The sequence below is a fragment of the Acidiphilium sp. PA genome (assembly GCF_026191915.1).
Classification (GTDB): domain Bacteria; phylum Pseudomonadota; class Alphaproteobacteria; order Acetobacterales; family Acetobacteraceae; genus Acidiphilium.
Genome location: NZ_JAIMBY010000001.1, coordinates 307,838 through 332,077 on the forward strand (window position 1 = coordinate 307,838; position 24,240 = coordinate 332,077).

At 65.3% G+C, this 24,240-nt stretch carries 30 protein-coding genes and 1 tRNA gene; 24 read left to right on the forward strand and 7 right to left on the reverse strand.

The annotated features are described in order from the left end of the window. Positions 1–43: 43 nt before the first annotated feature. On the reverse strand, positions 44–3,529 hold the full coding sequence (gene metH / locus AruPA_RS01415) for a methionine synthase (RefSeq protein ID WP_265634427.1): 3,486 nt from the start codon (positions 3,527–3,529) through the stop codon (positions 44–46). 59 nt (positions 3,530–3,588) lie between these two features. Between metH and AruPA_RS01420 the strand changes: the two genes are divergently transcribed. The 10 genes from AruPA_RS01420 to AruPA_RS01465 all read left to right on the forward strand — a co-directional run bounded on the left by AruPA_RS01420 (position 3,589) and on the right by AruPA_RS01465 (position 9,879). Further along, a complete protein-coding gene (locus AruPA_RS01420) occupies positions 3,589–3,921 on the forward strand; it encodes a hypothetical protein (protein ID WP_265634429.1) in 333 nt (110 codons plus the stop codon). Between the two features lie 67 nt (positions 3,922–3,988). After that, positions 3,989–4,306: an AsnC family protein gene (locus tag AruPA_RS01425; protein ID WP_265634431.1), complete on the forward strand. Its 318-nt coding sequence runs from the start codon at positions 3,989–3,991 to the stop codon at positions 4,304–4,306. Then, positions 4,303–4,836, forward strand: a complete 534-nt coding sequence (locus AruPA_RS01430) for a DUF6362 family protein (protein ID WP_265634432.1) — start codon at positions 4,303–4,305, stop codon at positions 4,834–4,836. The genes AruPA_RS01425 and AruPA_RS01430 overlap by 4 nt, the downstream gene beginning before the upstream one ends. Positions 4,837–4,882: 46 nt before the next feature. Beyond that, positions 4,883–5,122: a hypothetical protein gene (locus AruPA_RS01435; protein WP_265634434.1), complete on the forward strand. Its 240-nt coding sequence runs from the start codon at positions 4,883–4,885 to the stop codon at positions 5,120–5,122. After that, positions 5,112–5,291, forward strand: a complete 180-nt coding sequence (locus AruPA_RS01440; protein ID WP_265634435.1) for a hypothetical protein — start codon at positions 5,112–5,114, stop codon at positions 5,289–5,291. The genes AruPA_RS01435 and AruPA_RS01440 overlap by 11 nt, the downstream gene beginning before the upstream one ends. Positions 5,292–5,376: 85 nt before the next feature. Beyond that, positions 5,377–5,943, forward strand: a complete 567-nt coding sequence (gene efp / locus AruPA_RS01445; RefSeq protein ID WP_265634437.1) for an elongation factor P — start codon at positions 5,377–5,379, stop codon at positions 5,941–5,943. A 216-nt stretch (positions 5,944–6,159) separates the two neighbouring features. Further along, positions 6,160–6,987 carry an inositol monophosphatase family protein gene (locus AruPA_RS01450; RefSeq protein WP_265634439.1) on the forward strand — a complete coding sequence of 276 codons (828 nt, stop codon included), beginning with the start codon at positions 6,160–6,162 and terminating at the stop codon, positions 6,985–6,987. A 201-nt stretch (positions 6,988–7,188) separates the two neighbouring features. Further along, on the forward strand, positions 7,189–7,773 hold the full coding sequence (locus tag AruPA_RS01455; RefSeq protein ID WP_265634441.1) for a hypothetical protein: 585 nt from the start codon (positions 7,189–7,191) through the stop codon (positions 7,771–7,773). A gap of 15 nt (positions 7,774–7,788) precedes the next feature. After that, positions 7,789–8,919, forward strand: a complete 1,131-nt coding sequence (locus tag AruPA_RS01460) for a flagellar motor protein MotA (RefSeq protein WP_265634443.1) — start codon at positions 7,789–7,791, stop codon at positions 8,917–8,919. Positions 8,920–8,922: 3 nt separating this feature from the next. Beyond that, positions 8,923–9,879 (forward strand): peptidoglycan-binding protein, encoded by a 957-nt coding sequence (locus tag AruPA_RS01465; protein ID WP_265634444.1) that lies wholly within the window; start codon positions 8,923–8,925, stop codon positions 9,877–9,879. 165 nt (positions 9,880–10,044) lie between these two features. Here AruPA_RS01465 and AruPA_RS01470 read toward each other — a convergent pair whose 3' ends face one another. From AruPA_RS01470 to AruPA_RS01490, 5 genes are all read right to left on the reverse strand, one after another. Continuing rightward, positions 10,045–10,440, reverse strand: a complete 396-nt coding sequence (locus AruPA_RS01470) for a PIN domain-containing protein (protein ID WP_265634445.1) — start codon at positions 10,438–10,440, stop codon at positions 10,045–10,047. Beyond that, the gene (locus AruPA_RS01475) at positions 10,430–10,660 is read right to left on the reverse strand and encodes an AbrB/MazE/SpoVT family DNA-binding domain-containing protein (RefSeq protein ID WP_265634447.1); all 231 of its coding nucleotides are present in this window, start codon (positions 10,658–10,660) and stop codon (positions 10,430–10,432) included. The genes AruPA_RS01470 and AruPA_RS01475 overlap by 11 nt, the downstream gene beginning before the upstream one ends. A gap of 66 nt (positions 10,661–10,726) precedes the next feature. Continuing rightward, positions 10,727–12,595 (reverse strand): cobaltochelatase subunit CobT, encoded by a 1,869-nt coding sequence (cobT, locus tag AruPA_RS01480; protein ID WP_265634449.1) that lies wholly within the window; start codon positions 12,593–12,595, stop codon positions 10,727–10,729. Continuing rightward, positions 12,595–13,608, reverse strand: coding sequence for a cobaltochelatase subunit CobS (gene cobS / locus AruPA_RS01485; protein ID WP_265634451.1), 1,014 nt, complete (start codon positions 13,606–13,608; stop codon positions 12,595–12,597). The genes cobT and cobS overlap by 1 nt, the downstream gene beginning before the upstream one ends. Before the next feature lie 327 nt (positions 13,609–13,935). Then, positions 13,936–14,517: a DnaJ domain-containing protein gene (locus AruPA_RS01490; RefSeq protein ID WP_265634452.1), complete on the reverse strand. Its 582-nt coding sequence runs from the start codon at positions 14,515–14,517 to the stop codon at positions 13,936–13,938. Positions 14,518–14,580: 63 nt separating this feature from the next. Here AruPA_RS01490 and AruPA_RS01495 point away from each other — a divergent pair, with 63 nt between their 5' ends. Beyond that, positions 14,581–14,871 (forward strand): BolA family transcriptional regulator, encoded by a 291-nt coding sequence (locus tag AruPA_RS01495; RefSeq protein WP_265634454.1) that lies wholly within the window; start codon positions 14,581–14,583, stop codon positions 14,869–14,871. 224 nt (positions 14,872–15,095) lie between these two features. Continuing rightward, on the forward strand, positions 15,096–16,277 hold the full coding sequence (locus AruPA_RS01500) for an MFS transporter (protein ID WP_265634455.1): 1,182 nt from the start codon (positions 15,096–15,098) through the stop codon (positions 16,275–16,277). On the opposite strand, the gene AruPA_RS01505 is transcribed toward AruPA_RS01500, so the two are convergent. After that, positions 16,252–17,043, reverse strand: coding sequence for an enoyl-CoA hydratase-related protein (locus AruPA_RS01505; RefSeq protein ID WP_265634457.1), 792 nt, complete (start codon positions 17,041–17,043; stop codon positions 16,252–16,254). The two genes, AruPA_RS01500 and AruPA_RS01505, sit on opposite strands and share 26 nt — an antisense overlap. A gap of 99 nt (positions 17,044–17,142) precedes the next feature. On the opposite strand from AruPA_RS01505, the gene AruPA_RS01510 reads away from it, so the two are divergent. From AruPA_RS01510 to AruPA_RS01565, 12 genes are all read left to right on the forward strand, one after another. Continuing rightward, positions 17,143–18,081 carry an isoaspartyl peptidase/L-asparaginase family protein gene (locus AruPA_RS01510; RefSeq protein WP_265634459.1) on the forward strand — a complete coding sequence of 313 codons (939 nt, stop codon included), beginning with the start codon at positions 17,143–17,145 and terminating at the stop codon, positions 18,079–18,081. Between the two features lie 77 nt (positions 18,082–18,158). Next, positions 18,159–18,410, forward strand: coding sequence for an AbrB/MazE/SpoVT family DNA-binding domain-containing protein (locus AruPA_RS01515; protein WP_265634461.1), 252 nt, complete (start codon positions 18,159–18,161; stop codon positions 18,408–18,410). Continuing rightward, the gene (locus tag AruPA_RS01520; RefSeq protein ID WP_265634463.1) at positions 18,407–18,805 is read left to right on the forward strand and encodes a type II toxin-antitoxin system VapC family toxin; all 399 of its coding nucleotides are present in this window, start codon (positions 18,407–18,409) and stop codon (positions 18,803–18,805) included. The genes AruPA_RS01515 and AruPA_RS01520 overlap by 4 nt, the downstream gene beginning before the upstream one ends. Positions 18,806–18,890: 85 nt before the next feature. Then, positions 18,891–19,376, forward strand: coding sequence for a metal-dependent hydrolase (locus AruPA_RS01525; protein WP_265634464.1), 486 nt, complete (start codon positions 18,891–18,893; stop codon positions 19,374–19,376). 88 nt (positions 19,377–19,464) lie between these two features. Then, positions 19,465–20,508 (forward strand): aspartate-semialdehyde dehydrogenase, encoded by a 1,044-nt coding sequence (locus tag AruPA_RS01530; protein WP_265634466.1) that lies wholly within the window; start codon positions 19,465–19,467, stop codon positions 20,506–20,508. A 58-nt stretch (positions 20,509–20,566) separates the two neighbouring features. Beyond that, positions 20,567–20,642: transfer RNA gene (locus tag AruPA_RS01535), tRNA-His, on the forward strand. A 265-nt stretch (positions 20,643–20,907) separates the two neighbouring features. After that, on the forward strand, positions 20,908–21,483 hold the full coding sequence (mobA, locus tag AruPA_RS01540; RefSeq protein WP_265634468.1) for a molybdenum cofactor guanylyltransferase MobA: 576 nt from the start codon (positions 20,908–20,910) through the stop codon (positions 21,481–21,483). Then, a complete protein-coding gene (locus AruPA_RS01545; RefSeq protein WP_265634470.1) occupies positions 21,477–22,115 on the forward strand; it encodes a MarC family protein in 639 nt (212 codons plus the stop codon). Before mobA ends, AruPA_RS01545 begins: the two co-directional genes overlap by 7 nt. A 109-nt stretch (positions 22,116–22,224) precedes the next feature. Then, the gene (locus AruPA_RS01550; RefSeq protein WP_265634472.1) at positions 22,225–22,563 is read left to right on the forward strand and encodes an integration host factor subunit beta; all 339 of its coding nucleotides are present in this window, start codon (positions 22,225–22,227) and stop codon (positions 22,561–22,563) included. Positions 22,564–22,592: 29 nt separating this feature from the next. Then, positions 22,593–22,877, forward strand: coding sequence for a lipopolysaccharide assembly protein LapA domain-containing protein (locus tag AruPA_RS01555; RefSeq protein WP_265634474.1), 285 nt, complete (start codon positions 22,593–22,595; stop codon positions 22,875–22,877). A 29-nt stretch (positions 22,878–22,906) separates the two neighbouring features. Then, the gene (pyrF, locus tag AruPA_RS01560) at positions 22,907–23,596 is read left to right on the forward strand and encodes an orotidine-5'-phosphate decarboxylase (RefSeq protein WP_265634476.1); all 690 of its coding nucleotides are present in this window, start codon (positions 22,907–22,909) and stop codon (positions 23,594–23,596) included. Beyond that, the gene (locus AruPA_RS01565) at positions 23,596–24,213 is read left to right on the forward strand and encodes a phosphoribosylanthranilate isomerase (protein ID WP_265634478.1); all 618 of its coding nucleotides are present in this window, start codon (positions 23,596–23,598) and stop codon (positions 24,211–24,213) included. The genes pyrF and AruPA_RS01565 overlap by 1 nt, the downstream gene beginning before the upstream one ends. Positions 24,214–24,240 lie beyond the last annotated feature (27 nt).

The window sequence follows — 24,240 nt, forward strand, 5'->3', positions numbered from 1 at the left end:
GCTTCGCTGGGGCTCGGCCCAACCTGCGCTTGCTGCGTAACGGTTACACTGAAAAATACTTCGCCTTCGGGTTCAGCACCACGATCGCGCTGGTCGATTGTTCGGGGTGGAGTTGGAATTCGTCGGAGAGGGAGACGCCGATGCGTTCCGCGTCGAGCAGGCGCAGGAGTTGGGTCTGGTCTTCCAGTTTCGGGCAGGCGGGGTAGCCGAAGCTGTAGCGCGAGCCGCGGTAGGATTGGGCGAGCATTTTTTCGATGTCGCGGTCGTCTTCGGCGGCGAAACCGCATTCGGCGCGGATGCGTTTGTGGGTGTGTTCGGCCATGGCTTCGGCCATTTCGACTGAGAGGCCGTGCAAATACAGGTAATCCTGGTAGCGGTTGTCTTCGAACCACTCGCGCGCGATTTCGGAGGATTTCTGGCCCATGGTGACGACCTGGAGGGCGATGATGTCGCGTTCGGCATCTTCGATGTCGCGGAAGAAATCGGCGATGCAGTCGCCATCGTCGCGGGGTTGGCGCGGCAGGGTGAAGCGGGCGACCTCGGTGGTGCCGTCCGGTTCGAACAGGATGAGGTCGTTGCCCTGGCCGGCGGCTTTCCAGTAGCCGTAGATCGCCTGGGGCTTGAGGATGTCCTCGGCTTCGCAGAGGGCGAGCATGCGCTTCATGATCGGGCGGAGTTCCTGGCGGGCCCAGCCGAGGAATTCCTCTAGGGTTTTGCCCTGTTTGCGGAAGCCCCATTGGAACTGGAACAGCGAGCGCTCGTTGATGAAGGGGACGAGGGCCTTGGCCGGGGTTTCGATGACGCGGGGACCCCAGAACGGCGGGGTGGGTACGGCGAGGTTTTCGGTCAGGCGGCGGCGGCGGGCTTGGGCTGCGTTGACATCGACCGGGGCGAAGCCGCGGGTGTCGGCCTCGCCGAGTTTGCGCCTGGTGTTGCGCGATTTGCCTTTGCGCTTGGCCTGCAGGGCGGCGAGATAGTCATCGAACGCGTTGCCGGTGACTTTGTCCATCAGGTGCAGGCCATCGAAGGCATCGCGCGCGTAGGCGACGCGGCCGCCGGCGTAGGCGGCGACGCAATCATCCTCGACATAGTTGCGGGTGAGCGCGGCGCCGCCGAGCAGGACGGGGATTTCGAGGCCCTGGCGGGCCATTTCCTCGAGGTTTTCGCGCATCACGACGGTGGATTTGACTAACAATCCGGACATGCCGATGGCGTGGGCGCGGTGTTCCTTCGCGGCGGCGACCATGTCCGCGAGGGGGACTTTGATGCCGAGGTTGACGACGCGGTAGCCGTTGTTGGTCAGGATGATGTCGACCAGGTTCTTGCCGATGTCGTGCACGTCGCCTTTGACGGTGGCGAGCACGATGGTGCCTTTTTCCTGGCCGGCGACGCGTTCCATTTTCGGTTCGAGATAGGCGACCGAGGCTTTCATGGTTTCGGCCGATTGCAGGACGAAGGGGAGTTGCATCTTGCCGGCGCCGAACAGTTCGCCCACGACTTTCATGCCGTCGAGCAGGATGTTGTTGATGATGTCGAGCGGTTTGTGGTGCTTGAGCGCCTCGTCGAGTTCGTCGGTCAGGCCTTTGCGGTCGCCATCGATGATGCGGTCCTTGAGACGGCCTTCGACGGTGTCGGCGCGGGTTTTCTTGGTCGCCTGGGCGGCCTTGCGGTCGGCGAACATGGCGAGGACTTTTTGCAGCGGATCGTAGTCTTCGCGGCGGCGATCGTAGATGAGATCTTCCATCACTTCGATTTCTTCGGGCGAAATCAGGTGCAGCGGGCGGATTTTACTGACGTGGACGATGGCGCCGGTCATGCCGGCCTTGACCGCGAGGTCGAGGAAGACCGAGTTGAGGACGGCGCGGGCGGCGGGGTTGAGGCCGAAGGAGATGTTGGACAGGCCGAGGATGATCTGGATATCGGGGAATTCGTCGCGGATGAGCTTGATGCCCTCGAGCGTCCATTGGCCCAGTTTGCGATCATCCTCGTTGCCGGTGGCGATGGTAAGGGTGAGCGGGTCGATCAGCAGGTCGGACTGGGGCAGGCCGTACTGGTTGCAGGCGACATCGACCAGGCGGCGGGCGATTTCGAGTTTCTGCTGCGGTTCCTTGGCCATGCCGACTTCATCGATGGTGAGCGCGATGACGGCGGCGCCGAATTTTTTGGCGAGCGTCAGGCGTTCGCGGGCGATGTGTTCGCCGTCCTCGAAATTGATCGAATTGATGATGGGTTTGCCGCCGTGGCGTTTGAGCGCCGCTTCGATGACGGGGGTTTCGGTGGAGTCGATCACTAACGGGGCGTTTACCGAAGATGTGAATCTCGTGATGACCTCGTTCATTTCGGCCAGCTCGTCGCGGCCGACGAAGGCGGTGCAGATGTCGAGCGCGTTGGAGGCTTCGGCGACCTGTTCGCGACCCATGGCGACGCAGCCGTCCCAATCGGCACTTTCCTGAAGCTCGCGCCATTTTTTCGAGCCGTTGGCGTTGCAGCGCTCGCCGATCGAGAAATAGGAATTTTCCTGGCGCAGCGGTGTGGCACCGTAGAGGCTGGCGACCGAGGGCACCCAGTGTGATTTGCGTGCGACCGGGGTGGGGCGCGGGTTGCCCAATTTGGTCAGCATGGCGTTGAGGGCTTCGATGTGGGGGATGGAGGTGCCGCAGCAGCCGCCGACCAAATTGATGCCGTCCTCGCGGACGAAGCGTTCCATCCAGGAGGCGAGTTCGGCGGCACCGAGCGGATAGTGGGTGGCGCCGTCGACCAGTTCGGGCAGGCCGGCGTTGGGCTGGACCGAGATCAGGCCGGGCCAGTTCTGCGCGAGGTAGCGCACGTGCTCGGCCATTTCCTGCGGGCCGGTGGCGCAGTTCAGGCCGATCAGCGGGATATCCAGCGCGTGGATGACGGTGGCGGCGGCGGCGATATCCGGCCCGACCAGCAATGTGCCGGTGGTCTCGACGGTGACCTGCACGAAAATGGGGATGTCGCGCTTGAGTTCGGCGCGCGCGCGCTTGGCGCCGTTGACGGCGGCCTTGATCTGCAGGGTGTCCTGGCAGGTTTCGATCAGGATGGCATCGACGCCGCCTTCGATCAGGCCGCGGCATTGCTCGGCGAGGCCGGCTTCCAGCGGGTCGTAGGCGATGTTGCCGAGGCTGGGCAGTTTGGTGCCTGGGCCGACGCTGCCGAGCACGTAGCGGTCGCGGCCGTCGGCGAAGGTTTCGGCGGCTTCGCGGGCAAGCTCGGCGGCGATGCGGTTGATCTCGCGCGCGCGGTTGCCGAGTTGGAACTCTTCGAGCGTGATCGGCGAGCCGCCGAAACTGTTGGTTTCCACCATGTCGGCGCCGGCTTCGAAATAGCCGCGGTGGATTTCACGGATCAGGTCGGGGCGCGACAGGTTGAGGATTTCGGTGCAGTTTTCCTTGTCCCAATAGTCGCGCTCGATATCGAGGGTCAGGGCCTGGACGCGCGCACCCATGCCGCCGTCGCAGAGGAGCACGTGGTGGCGCAGGGCGTCGAGAAGATGTGGTTTGCTCATGATGTCTCACGATATAGCACGGACCGGGTGATTCCAATGTTTGATGCAACGGGGGTGCAATGATCGAAGTGGTGTTCGGCGGTTCGGTGGCGCCGGGGGATGCGGTGCTGATCGAGGGGGATGCACCGGCACCGGCGGCCGCGGCGGTGGCGCGGTTCGTGGTGCCGGATAATCCGCTGCATGGCGTGGGGTGTGCGTGCTGCGCGCCGCGCGGGCCGGCGAGCGAGGCATTGTCGCGGTTGTTTCTGGCGCGGGCGCGCGGCGAGGTGGCGCTGTTTACGCGGGTGGTGGTGCTGGCGGGCGCCGATGGCGTGGCGCTGGTGCGGGCTGCGCTCGCGGGGGATGCGGTGACGCGGGCGCGGTTTCGCGGGGTGGAGATATCGTCTGACTGAATGTTAGTTATATTGACATAGCGATAGTGTTCCCGTATCGTTCTCCCTGTAACCAGGGAGGCTCACCATGCCGGGACGTCGCGATTGGACTGAAACCGCCGATAACACGATCCGCCAGATGCGGGCCGCCGGGGCGACCTGGGCGGCGATCGGGGATGTGCTGGGATTATCGCGCAACACCATCATCGAACGGGGGCGGCGAATCCACGCACCGGGCGGGCCGGTGCCGCCGCGCAAGGCGGAACGGCGGCCGGAGGATGAACCCAACCGCGCACCGCTGCATGCCGGGCATCCGGTGGCGTGGGATGTATTAACCGCGGGCACGATCCTGGAGGGCACGCTGTTCGTGCCGCTCGGCGCCGGGCGGCGGGAGGCGCGGCGATGAGCGCGCGGGGGATGGCTTCGCCCGTATCGGTGCGCGCGCAACCGGGCGCGGTGCTCGGCTCGGGTGTGGCACCACGCGTCGGCATTCGCCCCTGCCCGGCCGTGACGGGTTCGCCCGATCCGGCGGCGGCGCTGCTGGCGCGGCTGGAGGATGCCGGCTCGACGCTGCTGGCAATGCCGAATTCAGGCTATTCGCCGCATCTGCGGATGATGCGCTACGAGGTGGTGCACAGCGCGCTGGATGCCTATGGCTGGCAACCGGCACAGGTGCGCCAGCCGCATCCCTCCGGTGCGGCGATCGACCGGATGGACGAGACGCTGGGGTGGCTCGCGCTCATTCCGGAAGACCGGTTCGTGCTGCGGCGGATCGTGGGGGCGCGGGCGCTGACGCACCCGCTGACCGGGCGGTATCTGTTTCCCTGGCGGCGGCTGGGGAGCGTGCTGGGGGCTGATCATAAATCGGTGCAGCGCTGGCATAAGGACGGGCTGGGGATTATTTTGACGGGGCTTGGGGGAATGGTTAGAACGTGAGGATATGGCGTGCGGCGCTGCGCTTGATACCGCTGCGTTTGGTCCGTTGGATGACCGGTTGAGGGATTTGAAGGGTTTATCGACCACGATGGGCGTGCGTTCGGCCAAACCACCGCGGGCGCGGCGGTCACGGATCGATCGGGTGCTGGCCGGGCTTGGGTCGGCGGCGATTTTCTTTGCCGGCCCGACCAGGCTGCCCGCCGCCAGGCAGCGCGGCGGGATCGCGGCGGATTGGCGGGCCGTCGGCGACGATCTGGCGGCCGCGATGAAGCATCGTGAGCGCTGAGCCGGATAGCGGCGCAGACCCCGACGACGACATAATATCCGATCCGGCGGCGGCCGTCGCGCTGTTGCATCATAACACGCCGGTTGCGCTCGCGCTGGTCGGCGTGCCCTCGGTCGGCGCGATCGGCTGGTTCGTGCGGGCGCGAATCGAGCCGGCCAAACCCGACTGAAATCGCCGCGATGCCGTCCCGCCTTGCCCAATGGCGCACATCGGGCTAAGCCGCCGCATCCTTATCGCAGATCGAGTGTATTTTCATGAAGCAGCAGGCGAACCTTATCCGCGCTGGCCAGGTCATTGAACATGACGGCAACCGCTGGACCGTGCTCAAGCAGCAGATCATCACACCAGGCAAGGGCGGCGCATTCATCCAGGTGGAAATGCGCAACCTCAAGACCGGCAACAAGACCAACGAACGCTGGCGCACCGCCGATACCGTCGAGCGGTTGATGACCGATAACCGCGATTACACCTATTCCTACACCGATGGTGACAACCTCGTGCTGATGGACGGCGAAACCTTCGAGCAGTTTCTTGTACCCGCCGATCTGCTCGGCGATATGCTGCCATTCCTGCAGGATAACATGCCCGTCGTGGTCGATCTGGTCGAAGGCGATCCCGTCGGCATCCACCTGCCCGCCACCGTGACTCTCGAAATCGTCGAGGCCGACCCCGTGGTGAAAGGCCAGACCGCATCATCGTCCTACAAACCCGCCAAACTCGCCAACGGCGTGAAAACCATGGTGCCACCCTTCGTCGAAGCCGGCGAACGCGTGGTCGTGCGCACGGAAGACGCGAGCTATGTGGAACGCGCCAAAGGGTAGGTAAGGCCAAGGGGCGCTGCCCCCTGGACCCCCGCTGGGGCCTTAGGCCCCAGACCCCGCTCGTTTCAGATGAGAGGGGGCATCAAGTCCGTACTCTTTGAAACAGTAAGTCAGCCCCCTCTCATCTGAAACTAATGAGGTCCAGGAACTAAGTTCCTGGCGGGGGTCCAGGGGGCGGAGCCCCTTGGCCTTCTTAACCCTTTTGGAGTGTTTCACATGGTTCCCCGTCGTTCGGCGCATATGACGATCATGGTTGCTGCGGCGCAGAAGGCGGCGAAGCGGTTGATCCGGGATTTCAACGAGGTTGAGCATTTGCAGGTTTCCGTGAAGGGGCCTTCGGATTTCGTCAGCCAGGCGGATGTGCGATCGGAGCAGACGCTGATCGAGGAGTTGGAGCGTGCGCGGCCGGGGTATGCGTTTCTCGGTGAGGAGGGTGGGCCGCGCGGTTCGGACAACTGGGCGTGGCGGTGGGTGATCGATCCGCTGGATGGGACGACCAATTTTCTGCATGCGATTCCGAACTGGGCGATTTCCATCGCGCTCGAGAAGCGGCTGCCGGATGGCGGGTCCGAGGTCGTGGCGGGGTTGGTGTTTGCGCCGGCGCTGGATGAGATCTACTGGGCCGAAAAGGGTGGCGGGGCTTATCTGAACGACAAGCGGCTGCGGGTTTCCGCGCGGCGAGACTGGTCGGCCTGTCTGTTCGCGACGGGGATTCCGTTTGCGAAGACGGCGCCGAAGAACCGGCTGGCGTTCGCGCGGGTGCTGGGCGCGTTGATGCCGGAGACGGCCGGGGTGCGGCGGGTTGGCGCGGCCTCGCTCGATCTCGCGTGGACGGCGGCGGGCCGGTATGACGCCTATTGGGAACTGGGCACCCATGCCTGGGATGTGATGGCGGGGGTGCTGCTGGTGCGCGAGGCGGGCGGGTATGCGACCGATCCGGCCGGGCATGAGCATGTTACGGGAGATGTCGTGGCGGGGAATCCGCATATTCAGCCGCGCCTGCGGGAGTTGGTGGCGGAGGCGCTCGAGGGACCAAAGGGGTAGGAAGGAAGGCTTCTTTTTGAAAAAAAAGAAGCAAAAAACTTTCTGACCCGGGGGCACGGGCGCTGAAACCGGCACGGGCTTAAATCAGAGACGTTTTTTTTGCTTCTTTTTTGTTCGCAAAAAAGAAGGCTCTTCCCCGGCCTTTGCCTTTTTCAAGCGGCCATTGAGCGCAACCGGCGTTCTACGCTAGACTCCCGCCCGATGAGACAGGTTTTTGCAACGATCCTGCTGGGACTGGCGGCGCTGTCCGGCGCCGGTGCGGCGTCGGCGCAGGTCGTGGTGAACCAGCAGGCCTTGCAGCAATTATCCGGCAAGCCGGTGGCGCCGCAGCGGCCGGTGGTGCGCCGGCCGTATCGGCCGATCGTGCGGCGGCCGGTTGTGCGGCGCCCGGTGGTGATGCGCCCCCTGCCCTTGCCGCCACCGCCGCCGCCGGTTTCGGTGCCGGTGGTCGCCGCCGTGCCGCCGCCGCCCAAGCCGGCCGGCCCGCGCGCGGTGACGCTGGTGTTTCCGAGCGTGGATGTCGCGTTGCCGGGCGGGGCTGCGCGCCAATTATCGCATTTCATCGGCGCGAAGGCGGATGCGCGGGCGCATTACATTGTGCAGGCAACCGCGCCGGGCGTTGCGGGCGATCCTTCGGTGGCGCGGCGGATGGCGCTCAATCGCGGGCTGGCGGTGCGGGCGGTGTTGCGGCGGGCGGGCGTTGCGTCCGACCATATCATTGTTCAGGCGCTGGGCAATCCGCCCGGAATCGTGCCCAATCATGTTACGCTGACGGAAATACCGTAGGGATTTTTTGCCATCATGACGCGCCCGAACCGCTACCTCATTCGCATGCTGGTGTTTCTGGTCCTGGTGTATGGGCTGGCGGCGATCATCGCGCCGACGCTGGCGAAGTTTTACATGGCGAACCCGGTGGTCAATTCGGTGATCGTGCTGGTCGAGATTTTCGGGATCGGCTGGAATCTGCGCCAGGTGCTGCGGTTGCGCCCCGAGGTTGATTGGGTGGAGCGGTTTCAGCGTTCGCGCGCCTCGATCGAGCAGGGGCCGAAGCCGCGTCTGCTGTTGCCGATGGCGCGGATGTTCGGGGCGCGCAGCGACGATAACAAGCGGATGAGCCTGTCGGTCGCGAGCATGCGGACGATGCTGGATGGCATTGCCAGCCGGTTGGACGAGAGCCGCGAAACCTCGCGCTACGTGACCGGCGTGATGATTTTTCTTGGCCTGCTCGGCACGTTCTGGGGGTTGCTGAAAACGGTGCATGCGGTGGCCGGGGTGATCGGCGGCATGAGTGTTTCGGGCGGCGATGTGAATGCGATGTTCAACCAGTTAAAAGCCGGGCTCGCCGGGCCGCTGGCGGGCATGGGCACGGCGTTTTCATCCTCGATGTTCGGCCTGTCCGGGGCTTTGATCCTGGGGTTTCTTGATCTGACCGCGGGCCAGGCGATGAACCGGTTCTTCAACGAGCTGGAAGAATGGCTGGCCGGCCTGACGCGGGTTTCGAGCGGGGCGCTGGCGATCGAGGGCGAAGCCTCGATGCCCGCTTATGTGCAGGCGCTGCTGGAGCAGAGTGCCGAGAACATCGAAGCCCTGCAGCGGGTGCTGCTGCGCAACGAGGAGAGCCGGGCGCAGACCGCGCAGGCGACCCAGACGCTGACCGAGCGGATGAACACGCTGACCGAGGCGATCCATAATTCGCATCGCATCATGCTGAAAATCGGCGAGGGTCAGGCGGCACTGGCGCGGATGGCGGAGCAGGCGGACCAGGGCAATGATGAAATATCGCGCGCGCATCTGCGGAATATCGAGTTGCTGCTGGCGCGGATGATTGCGGAATCCGAACAGGGCCGGATGCAGGCAATGGCCGATTTGCGGCACGACCTGAAAATTCTGACGCGGACGGTCGCTGCGCGGCTCGATGATGTGAGAGGCTGAGCGATGGCGCGGCTGCACCGGAGCCGGGGCAACGGGCTGGATATCTGGCCGGGCTATGTCGATGCGTTGTCCACCCTGCTGATGGTGACGATTTTCGTCCTGCTGGTGTTCGTGCTGGCGGAGGCGTTTTTATCGGTGGCGCTGAACGGCAGCAACAAGACGATTGCAACGTTGCGCGGCGAGATCGCGCAGTTATCGAACGTGCTGGCGCTGGAGAAATCGAAGACCGCATCCTTGCAGGATGAACTGGCGAGCATGGCGTCGCTGATGAAGGCGAAGCAGGCGGCGAGTGCGGCGGCGCTGGCGGGGCAGGTGAAACTGAACGCGCGGGAAGTGGCGACGGTGGCGCTGCTCGATCAGCAGATTGCGGCGTTGCGGCTGCAACTGGCGAGCCTGGCGGCCGCGCTCGATGCGGCGGCGGCGCGGGATGCGGCCGATCACGTGCAGATCGCCGACCTCGGCAAGCAGTTGAACGAGGCGCTCGCGCGCAAGGTGGCGCGTTTGCAGCAGTATCGCAGCGCGTTCTTCGGCGATCTGCGCAAGGCGCTGGCCGGGCAGAAGAATATCAAGATCGTCGGCGATCGTTTTGTGTTCGAAAGCGATGTGCTGTTTCCTTCGGATTCCGCGCGCTTGTCGGCCGCGGGCCGGCAGGAGATCGCCGATGTCGCCGCGGCGATCGAAAAGATTGCGCCGAAAATTCCGCCGCATCTGAACTGGGTGCTGAGCGTCGGCGGCTATGCCGACAAGGAAGCGGTGAAGGGTGGGAAGTACAAGGATAATTTCGACCTTTCGGCCGCGCGCGCGCTTTCGGTGCTGCATCTGTTGATCGCCGATGGGGTCGCGAAGAATCGGGTGATTGCCACGGGGTATGGGGCGGCGCATCCGATTGCGACCGGGGATGCTGCGGGGGATCTGGCGAAGAACCGGCGGATCGAGTTTCGGTTGACGTCGGCGGATTGAGCAGCCCGGCAACATCTTGGTGATGGCCTAGGGGGGCTTACCGCGTATGTCTTTGCTGGGCGAGTCGGGATCACCGGCGCGAAGGAAGCATGTCTTTTTTGAAAAAAAGAAACAAAAAACTTTTTTAAATTTGGTGGTGGAGCGTGGATACCTGGCAAAAGCCGGTCAGAACGGGTTGGCCACGCGGAGTTGACCCTCGATCAGCAGCCCGTCCTGCATGTCCTCCGACCACAGCGTCGTGCAGCCCGCATCGAGCGCTGCCGCCACGATCATCGCATCGTAGATCGAAAGACCGTAGCGCTCCGCGACCGCGAGGCCGGCTTGATGGACATCCGCCGTCACCGGCCGCACCTCCAGCAGGCTTCTGATCGTTGAAAGGAACTCCCGCGTCTGTTGCCACGGGAGACGCAATTTGCGGCGGGCCACGTTAGCCAATTCGTTCAGGACCTGCACGCTGATGATGCCGCCGGCGGCGACGGTCTGTTCTGCTCGATCCGCTTTTATCGTGTCGCTTGATGCCAGGTAGATCAGCACGTTGGTGTCGATGAAACTAGCGGGCATTGGCCTCGTCGCGATCGAATTTGAAATCGGGCGGCAGGCGCCCGCGAAAATCCCGAAGCCTTACCAACAGCTCAGCGCGGCCTGGCTTGCGGGCGATGGCGAAGGTGCGCGGATCAGCGACTTCGATCTCGATATCGTCCCCTTCCCGCAACTGAAGAAGTTCGACGATGGCGGACGGCAGACGAACGGCGAGGCTGTTGCCCCATTTTGCGACCTGCATGAGACCTTCCTTGATATACACGATGGAATGTATATCAAGGAAGGTCGGAGGGCAAGCGGGGGTCGATTATGCGACCAGCGGTGCCCGTAACGCGGCGGCACGGGCCCAGCTTTCGGCGACGTCTTCATCGAACAATTCGGCGAGTTTCTTCATCATGGTGCCGCCGAGTTCTTCGGCGTCGACCAGGGTTACGGCGCGGCGGTAGTAGCGGGTGACGTCGTGGCCGATGCCGATGGCGGTGAGTTCGACGAGGTCGCGGCTTTCGATTTCGCGGATGACGTCACGCAGGTGGCGTTCGAGGTAGTTGCCCTGGTTGACCGAGAGGGTGCTGTCATCGACCGGCGCGCCATCGGAAATGACCATCAGGATGCGGCGGTGCTCGGGGCGCGCGAGCAGGCGGCGGTAGGCCCAGGCGAGGGCCTCGCCGTCGATGTTTTCCTTGAGCAGCCCTTCGCGCAGCATCAGGCCGAGGTTGCGCCGCGCCCGGCGCCAGGGTTGGTCGGCGGCCTTGTAGATGATGTGGCGGAGGTCGTTGAGCCGGCCGGGGTTGCGGGGTTTGCCTTCGCCGACCCATTTTTCGCGGCTCTGGCCGCCCTTCCAGGCGCGGGTGGTGAAGCCGAGGATTTCCACCTTCACGGCGCAGCGTTCCAGCGTGCGGGCCAGGATATCGCCGCACATGGCGGCGACTGAAATGGGTCTGCCGCGCATCGAGCCGGAATTGTCGATCAGCAGGGTTACCACGGTGTCGCGAAATTCGGTGTCGCGTTCGCGCTTGAACGACAGGGGCAGCAAAGGATCGACCACGACGCGGGCGAGGCGGCCGACATCGAGCAAGCCATCCTCGAGGTCGAACTCCCACGCGCGCTGCTGTTGCGCCAGCAACCGGCGCTGCAGCCGGTTGGCGAGTTTGGAGACGACGCCGTGCAGATGTTGGAGTTGCTGGTCGAGCTGCTGGCGCAGCCGGGCGAGTTCCTCGGCATCGCATAATTCGTCGGCGGCGATTTCCTCATCGAAGGCACGGGTGAAGGCGCGGTAGGCGGTGTGGGGGTCTTCGGCGACGGGTTTGCGGCGCTGCTGCGGGCCGGCGGGGGCCTCATCGGCGGCGGCGGCGTTGTCTTCCTCGGTTTCCTGGTCGGCTTCGGCTTCGCTGGACTCCGCTTCCATCGAGTCCGGCGCTTCGGACATCGGCTGATCCTGGTCCTGCTGGGATTCGGTCTCGCCCTCGCCGGCATTGTCCTGCTGGAGCGATTGCTCGCCCTGGTCGCCGGCGTCTTCGCTGTCATCGCCCTCCTCGGAGGCGGTTTCGGCCTCGGCAAGGTCCATGGCGGCGAGCAGGCGGCGGGCGGCGCGGGCGAAACTGTCCTGATCGGCGCGCTCGGCGGCGAGTTCATCGAGCGCGGATTCCGCGCCCTCCGGCAAGGTGCCGCGCCAGAGGTCAAGGATGTGACGCGCGGCGTCCGGCACCGAGGCAGGGTCCATGCGGTCGCGCACCAGCAGGGCCAGCGCCTGGGCGGTGGGCAGCTGCTCGCGCCGGCTCATGCGGTCGAGACCGTCCGCTTCGGAATCCTCCTGCAGTTTGCGGTGCAGATTGGCGGCAACACCATCCATGAACGCGGCACCGACGATTTCGACCCGCGCCTGTTCCAGGGCATCGTAGGCATCACGCGCCTCGCGGGCGACCGGAGCCCGGTTGGCGTGGACCGCATCGTCGTGATGGCGCAGGCGCAGCGCCATGGAATCGGCGATGCCGCGCAGCCGCGCCACCTCGGCGGCGGGCAGCGCGCGGGTGGGCGATGGCAGGCGCGCGCGCTTGCCGGCCAGCCCGGCGGCGCCAGGCTGGTAGGCCACCTGCACCTCATCGCTGCCGGCGATGGCACGCACCGCGCCTGCCGTGGCGCGCTTGAAATCCTCGCTGCGGGATTGCTCGCCGGCCATCAGATCTTGCGCGGATGCACGCCGGTTTCGACCTCGGCATTGAAACAGCGCTGGTAATATTCCGCGACCGTGCTGCGCTCCGCCTCGTCACATTTGTTCAGGAACGTGAGGCGGAAGGCAAACGCGGTGTCGTTGAAGATTTTCGCGTTTTCCGCCCAGGTGATCACGGTGCGCGGCGACATGACGGTGGAGATGTCGCCATTGATGAAGCCCGCGCGCGTCAGATCGGCCAGGGCAACCATGCTTTCGATCTTCTTTTTCTCCGCAGGGCTCGATGCCTCGACACCGAGCTTGGCCATCACGATCGAAACCTCCTGCGCATGGGGCAGATAGTTCAGCGTCGCGACGATGTTCCAGCGGTCCATCTGGCCCTGGTTGATCTGCTGCGTGCCATGATACAGACCCGTCGTGTCTCCCAGACCCACCGTGTTGGCCGTCGCGAACAGGCGGAATGCCGGATGCGGGCGGATCACGCGGTTCTGATCGAGCAGCGTCAGCTTGCCCTCGACCTCGAGCACGCGCTGGATCACGAACATCACGTCGGGCCGGCCGGCATCGTACTCATCGAACACCAGCGCACAGGGGTGCTGCAACGCCCAGGGCAGCAGACCCTCACGGAATTCGGTGATCTGCTTGCCGTCCTTCAACACGATCGCATCCTTGCCGATCAGATCGATCCGGCTGATGTGACTGTCGAGGTTGACGCGGATGCACGGCCAGTTCAACCGCGCCGCCACCTGCTCGATATGCGTCGATTTGCCGGTCCCGTGATAACCCTGGATCATCACGCGGCGGTTGAGCGCGAAACCCGCCAGAATCGCGATGGTGGTCTCGCGGTCGAACTTATAGGTGTCGTCGATCTCGGGCACATGCTCGGTCCGCTCGGAAAACGCAGGCAGCTCGAACCCGCAATCGATGCCGAACACCTCACGCGCGGAAACACGACGGTCCGGCAGATTGATCGCCGATGTCGGCACACCACGAGCCTCAGGTAAAGCAGCAAGATTGGTCATCGATAGAGCTTCCTTTTGTCCGGAATTGTTAAACTACTCGCCACGGCGCAGTCTGCAAGGGCGGGGTCGGTGCGTGAGGACGGCAGGAAGGCCAGGGCTCTCCCTCCGGAGCCCGTTAAAGGCAGAGCCTTTAAAATCCATTCGCTTCGGGCAAGGGGAGGGCTGTCCAGGCCAGATCGACGGATCGTCCCTGGCAGCGCCCTCCCCTTGCCTAAAGCTCGCGGGTTCTAAGGGATCGAGGCGACCGTGGCCGAAGGCCGCGCAAGCGCCGAGATGCCCTTAGTGGGCGGTTCGGGCGGGCAAAGCCCCCCTGATCTTCTTGCCGTCTCACGCACCCACCCCCACCGGCAGATGGGTACGGATGGCGGCGTAGGCGAGGTTGATGGTTTTGAGGCGTTCTTCGGCGGCTTTATCGCCGCCGTTGGCGTCGGGGTGGTGCAGTTTGGCGAGGGTTTTGTAGCGGCTGTGGGCGGCTTCGCGTGAGGTTGGCCAATCGAGTCCCAGGATGGCGAGGGCTTCGCGGATTTCCGGCGGTGCGCGTTCGGCCGGCGCTGTGGCGCGGGCGCGGCCGATGCCGGCGAAGGCGGCGAGTTCGGCCTCGAGTGCGTCGCTGATGCCGCCGTTGCGCCCGAGCGGCCAGGTGGGGCGTTGCCAGCCGGTATCGTTGCGGAGGTTGGATTCGATTTCACCGGGGCTCATGCCTTTGTAGTAATCCCAGCCCGCGTTGTAGGCGCGGACGTGTTCGAGGCAGAACCAGTAGTATTCGCGCAGCGATTCGCGCGATTTGGGGGCGCGGTAATCGCCGGCGTTATGGCAATCGGGGATGTCGCATTCGCGGCCCGGCGCATCGGGATCGGGCGCGAAGGCGCGGACGCGGCGGGTCGAGCGGGAGAAGGGCGGCACGGGCATGGATGGTAATTTGCCCTTTGTGCGCAACTTGGCAACCGTTGAAAGCCAGCGCACAATCCACCTATGACAAACCGTACCGATCGAATCCGTGCCACGCTGACATCGGCGTTCGCGCCCGAGCTGCTGGAGTTGAAAGACGACAGCGCGAAACATGCGAACCATGCGCACCGCATGAGCGAGCCGGGTCATGCACCGGGCGGTGGCGAGACGCATTATCGGCTGGCGATGATTTCAGCGAAATTTGCCGGGCTCAACCGGGTGGCGCGCTCGCGCGCCGTGCATGAGGCGCTCGATGCGGAGTTCAAATCCGGCCTGCATGCGCTGGCGCTGGATTTGAAGGCGCCGGGCGAGTGATGGGTGTTGGCGGTCAAGTCAGAAGGCCATGGGGCTCTGCCCCCTGGACCCCCGCCAGGAACTTAGTTCCTGGACCTCATCAGTTTAAGAATGGAGGGGGCATCAAGTCCGGTACCATTGAAACGCCAAGACTGCCCCCTCCATTCTTAAACTGTCGGGGTCTGGGGCCTAAGGCCCCAGCGGGGTCCAGGGGCGGAGCCCCTGGCCTTTTTACTTAAGCGCCCATGACCCTTCTACTCGACCGGCGGTTTGCGGCGCTGTTCTGGTGCCAGGCGTTTGCGGCGTTCAACGATAATTTTTTGAAGACGGCGCTGGCGGTACTGATCTTGTACCGGGCGCATGGGCAATCGGCGTTGGTGGCGCTGGCGGGTGCGGTGTTCATTCTGCCGTTTCTGCTGGTTTCGGGGATCGCCGGGGAAATGGCGGACCGGTTCGACAAGGCGGTGTTGGCGACGCGGATCAAGGGCATCGAGATTGCGGCGGCGGGATTGGCGGTGGCGGGGTTTCTGACCCAGTCGGTGCCGGTGTTGTTTGTGGCATTGCTGGCGTTCGGGGTGCTGGCGGCGTTGTTCGGGCCGGTGAAGTATGGGTTGTTGCCGGATTTGTTGGAGACGGCGCGGCTGCCGTTCGCGAATGCGCTGGTGGATTTCGCGACGTTTCTGGCGATTTTGCTGGGCACGGCGCTGGGCGGGTTGCTGGGGGCGCGCGATCCGCTGGTGTTGGCGGTGTTGGTGATGGGGTTTTCGGTGCTGGCGTTTGGTGCGGCGCGGTTGATTCCGCGGCCGGGCGCGGCGCGGCCGGATTTGGTGCTGCGGGGCAATCCGCTGGCGGCGTCGCGCGATCTGCTGCGCTCGTTGCGCCAGCCGGCGACATTATGGCGGGCGGCGTTGGTGAACACCTGGTTCTGGTTCGCCGGCATTGTGGGGCTGACCTTGCTGCCGGTGATGACCAAGACGGTGTTTCATCGCGGGCCGAACGCGGTGACGGTGGCGCTGACGATGTTTTCGCTGGGCGTCGGCGTCGGCAGTTTTGCCGCGGCACGGCAGATGCGGGGGCGGATTTCGCTGGCGCCGGCGCGGAGCGGCACGATTTTGCTGGCATTCGGGGCGTTTCTGGTGGCCGCGATCGCGCGCCCCGGCCATTTCGGTTTTGTCCTGACCGCGCTGTTCATCATGGCGGGCGGCGGCGGCCAGATTGCGGTGCCGAGTTTCGCGGCGGTTCAGGCGTGGTCCGACCCCGGCGCCCGCGCGCGCGCGGTGGCGGGCACCAATATTTTGTCAGCCGCCGCGATGGTGGCGGCCAGTCTGGTGTTAAGCATCCTGCTGCATTTCGGCATCGGGGTGCGGCCGATTTTTGCCGGACTCGGCGCGATCGCCCTCGTCATGCTGCCGTTGCTGCACCGGTAAATATTGCAGGCCGTTTTTCGGCGAAGGCGCGCACGCCTTCCGCGAAGTCGGGCGTGCGGCCCATCTGTTGTTGCAGATCGCGTTCGAGGTCGAGCTGGGCATCGAGCCCGTTGGTGGCGGCGGCGTTGAAGGCGTGTTTCATCGCGGCGATCGCCTGGGTGGGTTTGGCGGCGAGGCTGGTGGCGAGGGCGAGGGCGGCCTCGGCGAAACCGGCATCGGGCAGGCAGCGCCAGATCAACCCCATGGCCGCGGCCTCGGTCGCGGTGATGGTCTCACCCAGCATGGCAAGGCCGCGGGCGCGGGCATCGCCCACCAGATGCGGCAGAAAAAACGTCCCGCCCGCATCCGGCAACAGCCCGATGCGGATGAACGCCTGGGTGAAATTCGCACTCTCGCAGGCGATGACGATATCGGCGGCAAGGGCGAGATTGGCCCCTGCCCCGGCCGCGACGCCGTTGACCGCGGCGACGATGGGTTTGGGCAGCGCGCGCATCCGGCGGACCAGCGGATTGTAATGTTTGTCGATCGCGGCACCCAGGTCGCGCTGCGGGCCGCCGAGGTTCTGCATCAGATCCGCCCCGGAACAAAACCCGCGCCCGGCGCCGGTCAGCAGAACGGCGCGGATGGTATCGTCGGCTTCGATCGCCGTGAAAGCCCCGGCCAGCGCTTCGTGGACGGCCGGGTTCAGCGCGTTGAGTTTTTCCGGGCGGTTGAGGGTGAGAATCCGCACCGCGCCCTGCGTGGTGACGAGCAGGTCTTCAGCCATGTTGCATCCCCCTATTGATTTCCGGTGCGCATTGTGGCGCAGCGTGCCGCATACGGCAATCATGGCTCAACAACGCCGGTTTCGGAAACGAGGTTTCACATGAGTATTTCGATCGCGATTCACGGCGGCGCGGGCACGATGCGGGCGGCGGACATGACCCCGGCAATGACCGACGCCCGGCACGCCGGCCTGCGCGCGGCACTGCGGGCGGGCTGGGCCGTGCTCGCCGCCGGCGGCGCGGCGCTGGATGCGGTGAGTGCCGCGGTCTGCGCGCTCGAGGATGATCCGCTGTTCAATGCCGGCCACGGCGCGGTGCTGACCGATGCCGGCACGATCGAGATGGATGCCGGGATCATGAACGGCGCGGATCGCCGCGCCGGCGCCGTCGCCGGCATTTGCGGGCCGCGCAACCCGGTGCTGGCGGCGCGCGCGGTGATGGAGACCACCCCGCATCTGCTCATGATCGGCGCGGGCGCGCACGCCGTGGCGCGCGATGCCGGGTTGATGTTCATGCCGGACGCGTATTTCGAGACGCCGAACCGGCGGGCGGCGCTGGAGCGCGAGATGGCACGGCGGGCGGCGGGGGCGCCGGATACGCGGTCCGACGCGGATCGGCATGGCACGGTGGGTGCGGTGGCGCGGGATGCCGGGGGGCATTTGGCGGCGGCGACTTCGACCGGCGGGATGACCGGCAAGCGGTCGGGTCGGGTGGGTGATACGCCGGTGATCGGCGCCGGGACCTATGCGGATGATGTGTGCGCGGTGAGTTGCACGGGCACCGGCGAGGTGTTCATTCGGTATACGGCGGCGGCGGAGATTGCGGCGCGGATACGCTATAAGGGTGAGGCGATCGGGCAGGCGGCGGGCGATGTGGTGGAGGAACTGGCCGGGCATGGTGGGGATGGCGGGTTGATTGCGCTGGGGCGGGCTGGAGAACCGGCGCTGCCGTTCAATTCATCGGGCATGTATCGCGGGTATGTCGACGCCGAGGGGCGGCTGTGTACGGCGATTCATCGGGAGGCGTTTCGGTACGGCTGATCGCATGACGGGAAGCGATTCTCCTTGTAGATAATGTAAAATTGCATTATTATTGCGTTCGGTTTTGGAGAAACATCATGACCGTGCTGACCGTTACCGCTCGGGGACAAGTTACGTTCCGCAAGGATGTGCTGCGACACCTCGGCATCCGGCCGGGCGACATGATCGAGGTGGACAAGCTGCCGAACGGGACGGTGGCGCTGCGGGCCGCGCGTCCGGCAGGATCGATCGATGGGTTCGTCGGTTTGCTGGCGGGTAAAACCACAAAAATCGCCACGATCGAGGAGATGAACGAGGCCATGGCAGCAGGCTGGGCGGGCGATCCGTGAAAATTACGGTCGATACCAATGTCCTGGTGCGGGCGGTGGTGCAGGACGACAAGAGACAGGCGAAATTGGCCGTGGATCTCTTGAAATCGGCAGAAATCATCGCGGTTGCCGGGTCCTGCCTGTGCGAGTTCGTGTGGGTGCTGCGTCGGGTTTACGGGTTCGGGCAGAGCGAGATTTCGGCGGCAATCACTGCGTTGCTTGCCGCCGGCAATGTGCTGGTCGATCGGCCGGCTGTCGATGCGGGGCTGGCTGTGCTGGATGCGGGTGGTGACTTCGCCGATGGCCTGATCGCCTACCAGGGACGCTGGCTTGGTGGCGAAAATTTCGTTTCGTTCGATAAGAAGGCGGTTTCGTTGTTGGCGGGGCACGGTTCGTCGGCTCGGCTTCTGGAATGATCAACCACACCGATCGTCAAAGGCCAGAACCTGGCAACAGGTCGCTGGATGATGAATGCATGACCATTTTGATAAGACTCGGATGATGGCCAAGTCGCACGTGGTGGTCGGGATCGCAGCGTGGTTCGTTGCCGCACCCCTGCTGCATCGCGCGCCGCTCGACCCGATCGACCTTGGCCTCGCGATCGCGGGTTCGCTGCTGCCGGATATCGACCACCCGCAATCCTGGGTCGGGCGGCGGACGCGTCCGGTTTCGACGGTGATCGCGCGAAGCCTCGGGCATCGCGGCATCACCCATTCGGCAATCGCGGTGGGCGGGCTGGTCGCCGCCTTGCTATGGGCAGGGCAACGCCGCGATGCGGTCACTGCGCTCGCCATCGGCTATTTGTCCCATCTGGCGGCGGATATGCTGACCCCGCGCGGGTTACGCCTCGCATGGCCGCTGCGGCGAAGCTGGGGCTTTCCACTCTGCCGCACCGGGTCGCCGGCGGAGGCGCTGATCGTGTTCGGGCTGGTCTGCGGGCTCGCGTGGTGGGTGGTTTCCGATCATATCCTGCGGATCGGTTCATGACACGCGGCACGCCCATGCACGCAATATGCTTGCGCCGATCCCACGGGAAAGCTACCTGAAACTACGGTTTTGTTTGGGGAATATTGTGATGGGTTACAAGGTTGCGGTTGTCGGTGCCACCGGTGCGGTCGGGCGTGAGATGCTCAAGACGCTGGCGGAACGCGACTTTCCGATTACCGACGTCGTCGCCCTCGCCTCGCCCCGCTCGGCGGGCCAGCAGGTCAGCTTCGGCGAAGACCGCGTGCTGACCGTGCGCAACCTGGAAACCTATGATTTTCAGGGCACGGATTTCGGGTTTTTTTCGCCGGGTGCGGAGATCTCCGCGATCCACGCGCCGCGCGCGGGCGATGCCGGGTGTATCGTGATCGACAACACCAGCCAGTTCCGGATGGACCCGGACGTGCCGCTGGTCGTGCCGGAAGTGAACCCGCAGGCGCTGGATAAATTCGCGGCCCGCAAGGATTGGCGCCGGATCATCGCCAATCCGAACTGCTCGACCATCCAGATGGTCGTGGCCCTCAAACCCCTGCACGACAAATTCACGGTACGGCGCGTCGTCGTCTCGACCTATCAATCGGTGTCGGGCGCCGGCAAGGAAGGCATGGACGAACTCGAACGCGCGACCAAAGCCACCTACGTCAACGACTACGGCCCCCCCGAGATCTTCACCAAACCCATCGCCTTCAACGTCATCCCGCACATCGACCGCTTCATGGCCGACGGCGCGACCAAGGAAGAATGGAAAATGGCGGTCGAAACCCGCAAGATCCTCGACCCCGATATCGCCGTCATCGCCACCTGCGTGCGGGTGCCGGTGTTCATCGGTCACGCCGAAGCCGTACACGTCGAATTCGCCAACGCCGCCCCGCTCGATAAGGCCCGCGCCGCCCTGCGCGGCGCCCCCGGCATCATCGTGTTCGATGAACGCGACGACGGCGGCTACATCACCCCGTTCGAATCACAGGGAGAAGACGCCGTCTACGTGTCGCGCCTGCGCGTCGATGCCACCGTGCCACACGGGCTCGCCTTCTGGTGCGTCTCCGATAATCTGCGCAAAGGCGCCGCCCTCAATGCCGTGCAAATCGCCGAAACGATGATCGCCCGCGACCTGATGGGACAGAAAGCAGCATGACCGCCCGCCACACGGAATTGACGACCACGCCCTTGTCAGCCTAAACCGCACCCCGGTGGCGGACGTAGCTCAGTTGGTAGAGCGCCAGGTTGTGGTCTTGGATGTCGTGGGTTCGAAACCCATCGTTCGCCCCATTTTTCCCCCATCATGTCGGTTGGGCCGGAGCTCTCGGCGGGACAAGGCCAGGGGCTCTGCCCCTGGACCCCGCCAAAGGCGGAGCCTTTGGAATCCACTGGTTTCAGTCGGGGAAGGGCGATGCCCGTGCCTTTCCGCGGCATATGCGTGGATCGCCCTTCCCCGATTAAAACTAACGGGTTCTAAGGTCTCCGCCCTTTGTGGGGGTCCAGGGGGCAAAGCCTCCTGGCCTTCTGTCCCCCCGAACACTCCGGCCGACCCGCCATGACGGCGGTGTACGGATTGATCCTGGCCGGCGGGGCGGGGCGGCGGTTGGGGGGGGTGGACAAAGCGTTTGTGGGTTTACGGGGGCGGCCTTTGGTGGCGCATGTGGTTGAGCGCCTGGCCAATCAGGCGGGCGGGCTGGTGATCAGTGCGGCGGGCGATGTGTCGCGGTTCGACGGGGTGGGATTGCCTGTGGTGGGGGATGGTGTGCATCGCGGCAAGGGGCCGTTGGCGGGGGTATTGGCGGGGTTGCGCTGGGCGGCGGCGCGGGGTGGCGATTGGGTGGTGAGTGTGCCGGTCGATACGCCGTTCGTACCGCTCGATCTGGTGGCCAGGCTTGGCGATGGGCCGGCGGTCGCGGCGCATGGGGGGCGGGTGCATCATCTGGTGGCGCGGTGGCCGGTGGCGGCGGCGGGCGCGCTGGAGGGGTTTTTATGTTCGGATGGGCCGTACCGTGTGTCGGATTTCGCGCGCGGGCTGGGGATGCGGGTGGTTGCGTTTGCCGACGGGCGTGATCCGTTCATGAATATCAACACGCCGGACGATCTGGCGCTGGCCGAGGGGGTGCGATGCTGAGTCAATTCACCGGCGAGTTCCTCTATGCGGTGGTGGCGTTGTTCGTCATCATCGATCCGGTCGGCACCGCGATCGTGTTTGCCGGGCTGACCATGCACGACGATGCGGCGAAGCGGCGCGGCATCGCGAAGCGGGCGTCGGTGATCAGTTTCGTGGTGCTGCTGATTTTCGGCCTGGCGGGTGAGAAGCTGTTGCGGCTGCTCGGCATCGGGATTCCGGCGTTGCAGATCGCCGGTGGGGCGCTGCTGTTTCTATCGGCCAAGGACATGGTGACGGCGAAGGGCGAGTTGCGCGCGAGCGACCAGGAAAAGGCGGCGGCGAGCAACACGACGGAGGACATCAGTGTGTTTCCCCTGGCAATCCCGTTGATTGCCGGGCCGGGTGCGATGACCACGATGGTGCTGCTGCATGCCAGGGCGAATGGTGCGCCGGGCGCGATTGTCGCGATCAGCCTGGGTCTGGCGGCGTTGATCCTGGCGACCTTGTTGGCGATGCTGTCGGCCCGTGCCCTCGCGCGGCTGATGGGAACGACGGGGGCGAGCGTGGTCGGGCGCGTGCTGGGCATTCTGGTCGCGGCGCTGGCGGCGCAATTCATTCTGGAGGGATTGCAGACCGCGCTGCATCTGGGGTGAGCGCCGGTCTCGAGCCGAAAAATCCGCTTGTTTTCAATAATCTACCCGAAATCCGGTTGACCCGGCAGCGTCTCTCTGGCAGGCTCGCGAAAACGGGAGGCGGGGGTTTATGACGAGATCCGAACTGATCACCGCATTGGCGGCGGATCATCCACATCTGACCCTGGCCGATGTGGAGCGCATTGTCTCTGCCTTGTTCGATGAAATGACCGCGAGTCTGGCGCGGGGCGACCGGGTGGAGCTGCGCGGTTTCGGGGCGTTTTCGGTCAAGCGGCGCCAGGCCCGCGCCGGGCGCAACCCGCGCACCGGCGAGACGGTCGATGTGACGGAAAAGACCGTGCCGTTTTTCCGGGCGGGGCGGGAATTGCGTGAAATGATCAATGCTGGCATGGCCGTGGCCGAGGTTGCGGCAACCGCCGCGCCGAAGCGGAAAGGGACCAAACGCTGAAACTCCTCCGGTATTTCGTCGCCTGTCTGGTGCTGCTGGTGCTCGTGGTGTTTCTGCTGTCGAACCGCAGCGCCGCGATCGTCGGGTTCTGGCCGTTCGGTACGCTGGGGGTGGCGCCGGTCGGCGCGATCGTGCTGGTCGCGTTCGCGCTGGGCGTGCTGATCGGCATGCTGCTGTTGGTGCCGCACCGCATTCGCGCGCATCGCAGGGCGCGGCGGGCGGAAAAGCAGGTCGCCGCGATGCAGGCCGCCCAACCGGTGCCGCCGGTCATGACCAACACGACAGCGCCGCTTTCCTTGCCGCCGGCGCGTTGACGCCGGTTGTGCCGCCCCGACCCACGGATTTGCCGCATAAGCGCCTGATCACCGCGATCGATACGGGGGATGCCGCGCGCGTGCGCGCGCTGGCCGCTTCGGTCGGGCCGCATTGCGGCCTGATCAAGCTGGGGCTCGAAGCGTTCAGCGCGCTGGGGCCGGCGGTGTTTGGCGCGAGCGGTGGCTATCCGGTGTTTCTCGATGTCAAGCTGCACGATATTCCCAACACCGTGGCCGGCGCGGTGCGGGCGTTGCTGCCGTGCCGCCCGGCGATGCTGACGATCCATGCCGCGGGCGGTGCTGCGATGATCGCCGCGGCGCGTGAGGCGGCGGACGCTGCGGGCGATGCAAGACCCCTGCTGCTGGCGGTCACGGTTCTGACCAGTCTTTCGGCCGGCGCATTATCACAGACCGGCGTGGCCGGCGGCCCGCGCCAGCAGGTGTTGCGCCTGGGGCGCCTCGCGTTGAACGCCGGGGCGGATGGGCTGGTCTGCAGCGCGGCCGAAATTTCGGTCCTGCGCGACGCCTTCGGTGAAGCGCCGGTTCTGGTGGTGCCGGGCATTCGGCCGGCGGGGGCCGGGCACGGCGACCAGGCCCGGGTGGCGACGCCCCAGCAGGCCGTGGCGGCGGGGGCGAGCTACATCGTGGTGGGCCGGCCGATCACCCAGGCCGCCGATCCGGCGGCGGCGGCGGCCGCGATCGCCGCCTCGATCGTCTGATGGCGCGCAGCAAGATTTGCGGCATCAACACGCCGGCGGCCTATCGCGCGGCGGTCGATGCCGGGGCGGACTGGGTCGGGTTGAACTTCTATCCGCGTTCGCCGCGCTACATCACCGGCCCTGAGGCCGCCGCATTGGGGGCGGATGGCACGGTGACGCGGGTGGGGCTGTTTGTCGCGCCCGATGCCGCAATGATCGCCACCGTGCTTGCAGCAACGTCGCTGGATGTCCTGCAACTATACACCGACGCGGCAACCTGCCGCGCGCTGCGGGCGGCGTTCGGCCTGCCGGTGTGGCGCGCCGTGGGCGTGGCGGCGGCGGCTGACCTGCCAGACGATGACGAAGGGTTGGACGGGTTCATCATCGAGTCAAAACCCCCCGCCGGCGCCGATCGCCCCGGCGGCAACGCCGTGGCACTGGACTGGACGGTGACGCAAGCCTGGCAAGCCCCCGCCCCCTGGCTGCTCGCCGGCGGCTTGACGCCCGACAACGTGGCCGAAGCCATCACGCGCAGCGGCGCAACAGCCGTCGATGTGTCATCCGGTGTCGAAACCGCACCGGGCGTGAAATCGGCCGACCTGATGCGGCAGTTCGTGCGCGCAGCGCGCGGCGCGTGATCCCGGCCGGCCTGAGGTGTGGGGTGG

Coding starts and splice junctions, on each gene's coding strand:
- metH (WP_265634427.1), bottom strand. CDS start 3,529: ATGAGCAAACCACATCTTCTCGACGCCCTGCGCCACCACGTGCTCCTC.
- AruPA_RS01420 (WP_265634429.1), top strand. CDS start 3,589: ATGATCGAAGTGGTGTTCGGCGGTTCGGTGGCGCCGGGGGATGCGGTG.
- AruPA_RS01425 (WP_265634431.1), top strand. CDS start 3,989: ATGCCGGGACGTCGCGATTGGACTGAAACCGCCGATAACACGATCCGC.
- AruPA_RS01430 (WP_265634432.1), top strand. CDS start 4,303: ATGAGCGCGCGGGGGATGGCTTCGCCCGTATCGGTGCGCGCGCAACCG.
- efp (WP_265634437.1), top strand. CDS start 5,377: ATGAAGCAGCAGGCGAACCTTATCCGCGCTGGCCAGGTCATTGAACAT.
- AruPA_RS01450 (WP_265634439.1), top strand. CDS start 6,160: ATGGTTCCCCGTCGTTCGGCGCATATGACGATCATGGTTGCTGCGGCG.
- AruPA_RS01455 (WP_265634441.1), top strand. CDS start 7,189: ATGAGACAGGTTTTTGCAACGATCCTGCTGGGACTGGCGGCGCTGTCC.
- AruPA_RS01460 (WP_265634443.1), top strand. CDS start 7,789: ATGACGCGCCCGAACCGCTACCTCATTCGCATGCTGGTGTTTCTGGTC.
- AruPA_RS01465 (WP_265634444.1), top strand. CDS start 8,923: ATGGCGCGGCTGCACCGGAGCCGGGGCAACGGGCTGGATATCTGGCCG.
- AruPA_RS01470 (WP_265634445.1), bottom strand. CDS start 10,440: ATGCCCGCTAGTTTCATCGACACCAACGTGCTGATCTACCTGGCATCA.
- AruPA_RS01475 (WP_265634447.1), bottom strand. CDS start 10,660: ATGCAGGTCGCAAAATGGGGCAACAGCCTCGCCGTTCGTCTGCCGTCC.
- cobT (WP_265634449.1), bottom strand. CDS start 12,595: ATGGCCGGCGAGCAATCCCGCAGCGAGGATTTCAAGCGCGCCACGGCA.
- cobS (WP_265634451.1), bottom strand. CDS start 13,608: ATGACCAATCTTGCTGCTTTACCTGAGGCTCGTGGTGTGCCGACATCG.
- AruPA_RS01490 (WP_265634452.1), bottom strand. CDS start 14,517: ATGCCCGTGCCGCCCTTCTCCCGCTCGACCCGCCGCGTCCGCGCCTTC.
- AruPA_RS01495 (WP_265634454.1), top strand. CDS start 14,581: ATGACAAACCGTACCGATCGAATCCGTGCCACGCTGACATCGGCGTTC.
- AruPA_RS01500 (WP_265634455.1), top strand. CDS start 15,096: ATGACCCTTCTACTCGACCGGCGGTTTGCGGCGCTGTTCTGGTGCCAG.
- AruPA_RS01505 (WP_265634457.1), bottom strand. CDS start 17,043: ATGGCTGAAGACCTGCTCGTCACCACGCAGGGCGCGGTGCGGATTCTC.
- AruPA_RS01510 (WP_265634459.1), top strand. CDS start 17,143: ATGAGTATTTCGATCGCGATTCACGGCGGCGCGGGCACGATGCGGGCG.
- AruPA_RS01515 (WP_265634461.1), top strand. CDS start 18,159: ATGACCGTGCTGACCGTTACCGCTCGGGGACAAGTTACGTTCCGCAAG.
- AruPA_RS01525 (WP_265634464.1), top strand. CDS start 18,891: ATGGCCAAGTCGCACGTGGTGGTCGGGATCGCAGCGTGGTTCGTTGCC.
- AruPA_RS01530 (WP_265634466.1), top strand. CDS start 19,465: ATGGGTTACAAGGTTGCGGTTGTCGGTGCCACCGGTGCGGTCGGGCGT.
- mobA (WP_265634468.1), top strand. CDS start 20,908: ATGACGGCGGTGTACGGATTGATCCTGGCCGGCGGGGCGGGGCGGCGG.
- AruPA_RS01545 (WP_265634470.1), top strand. CDS start 21,477: ATGCTGAGTCAATTCACCGGCGAGTTCCTCTATGCGGTGGTGGCGTTG.
- AruPA_RS01550 (WP_265634472.1), top strand. CDS start 22,225: ATGACGAGATCCGAACTGATCACCGCATTGGCGGCGGATCATCCACAT.
- AruPA_RS01565 (WP_265634478.1), top strand. CDS start 23,596: ATGGCGCGCAGCAAGATTTGCGGCATCAACACGCCGGCGGCCTATCGC.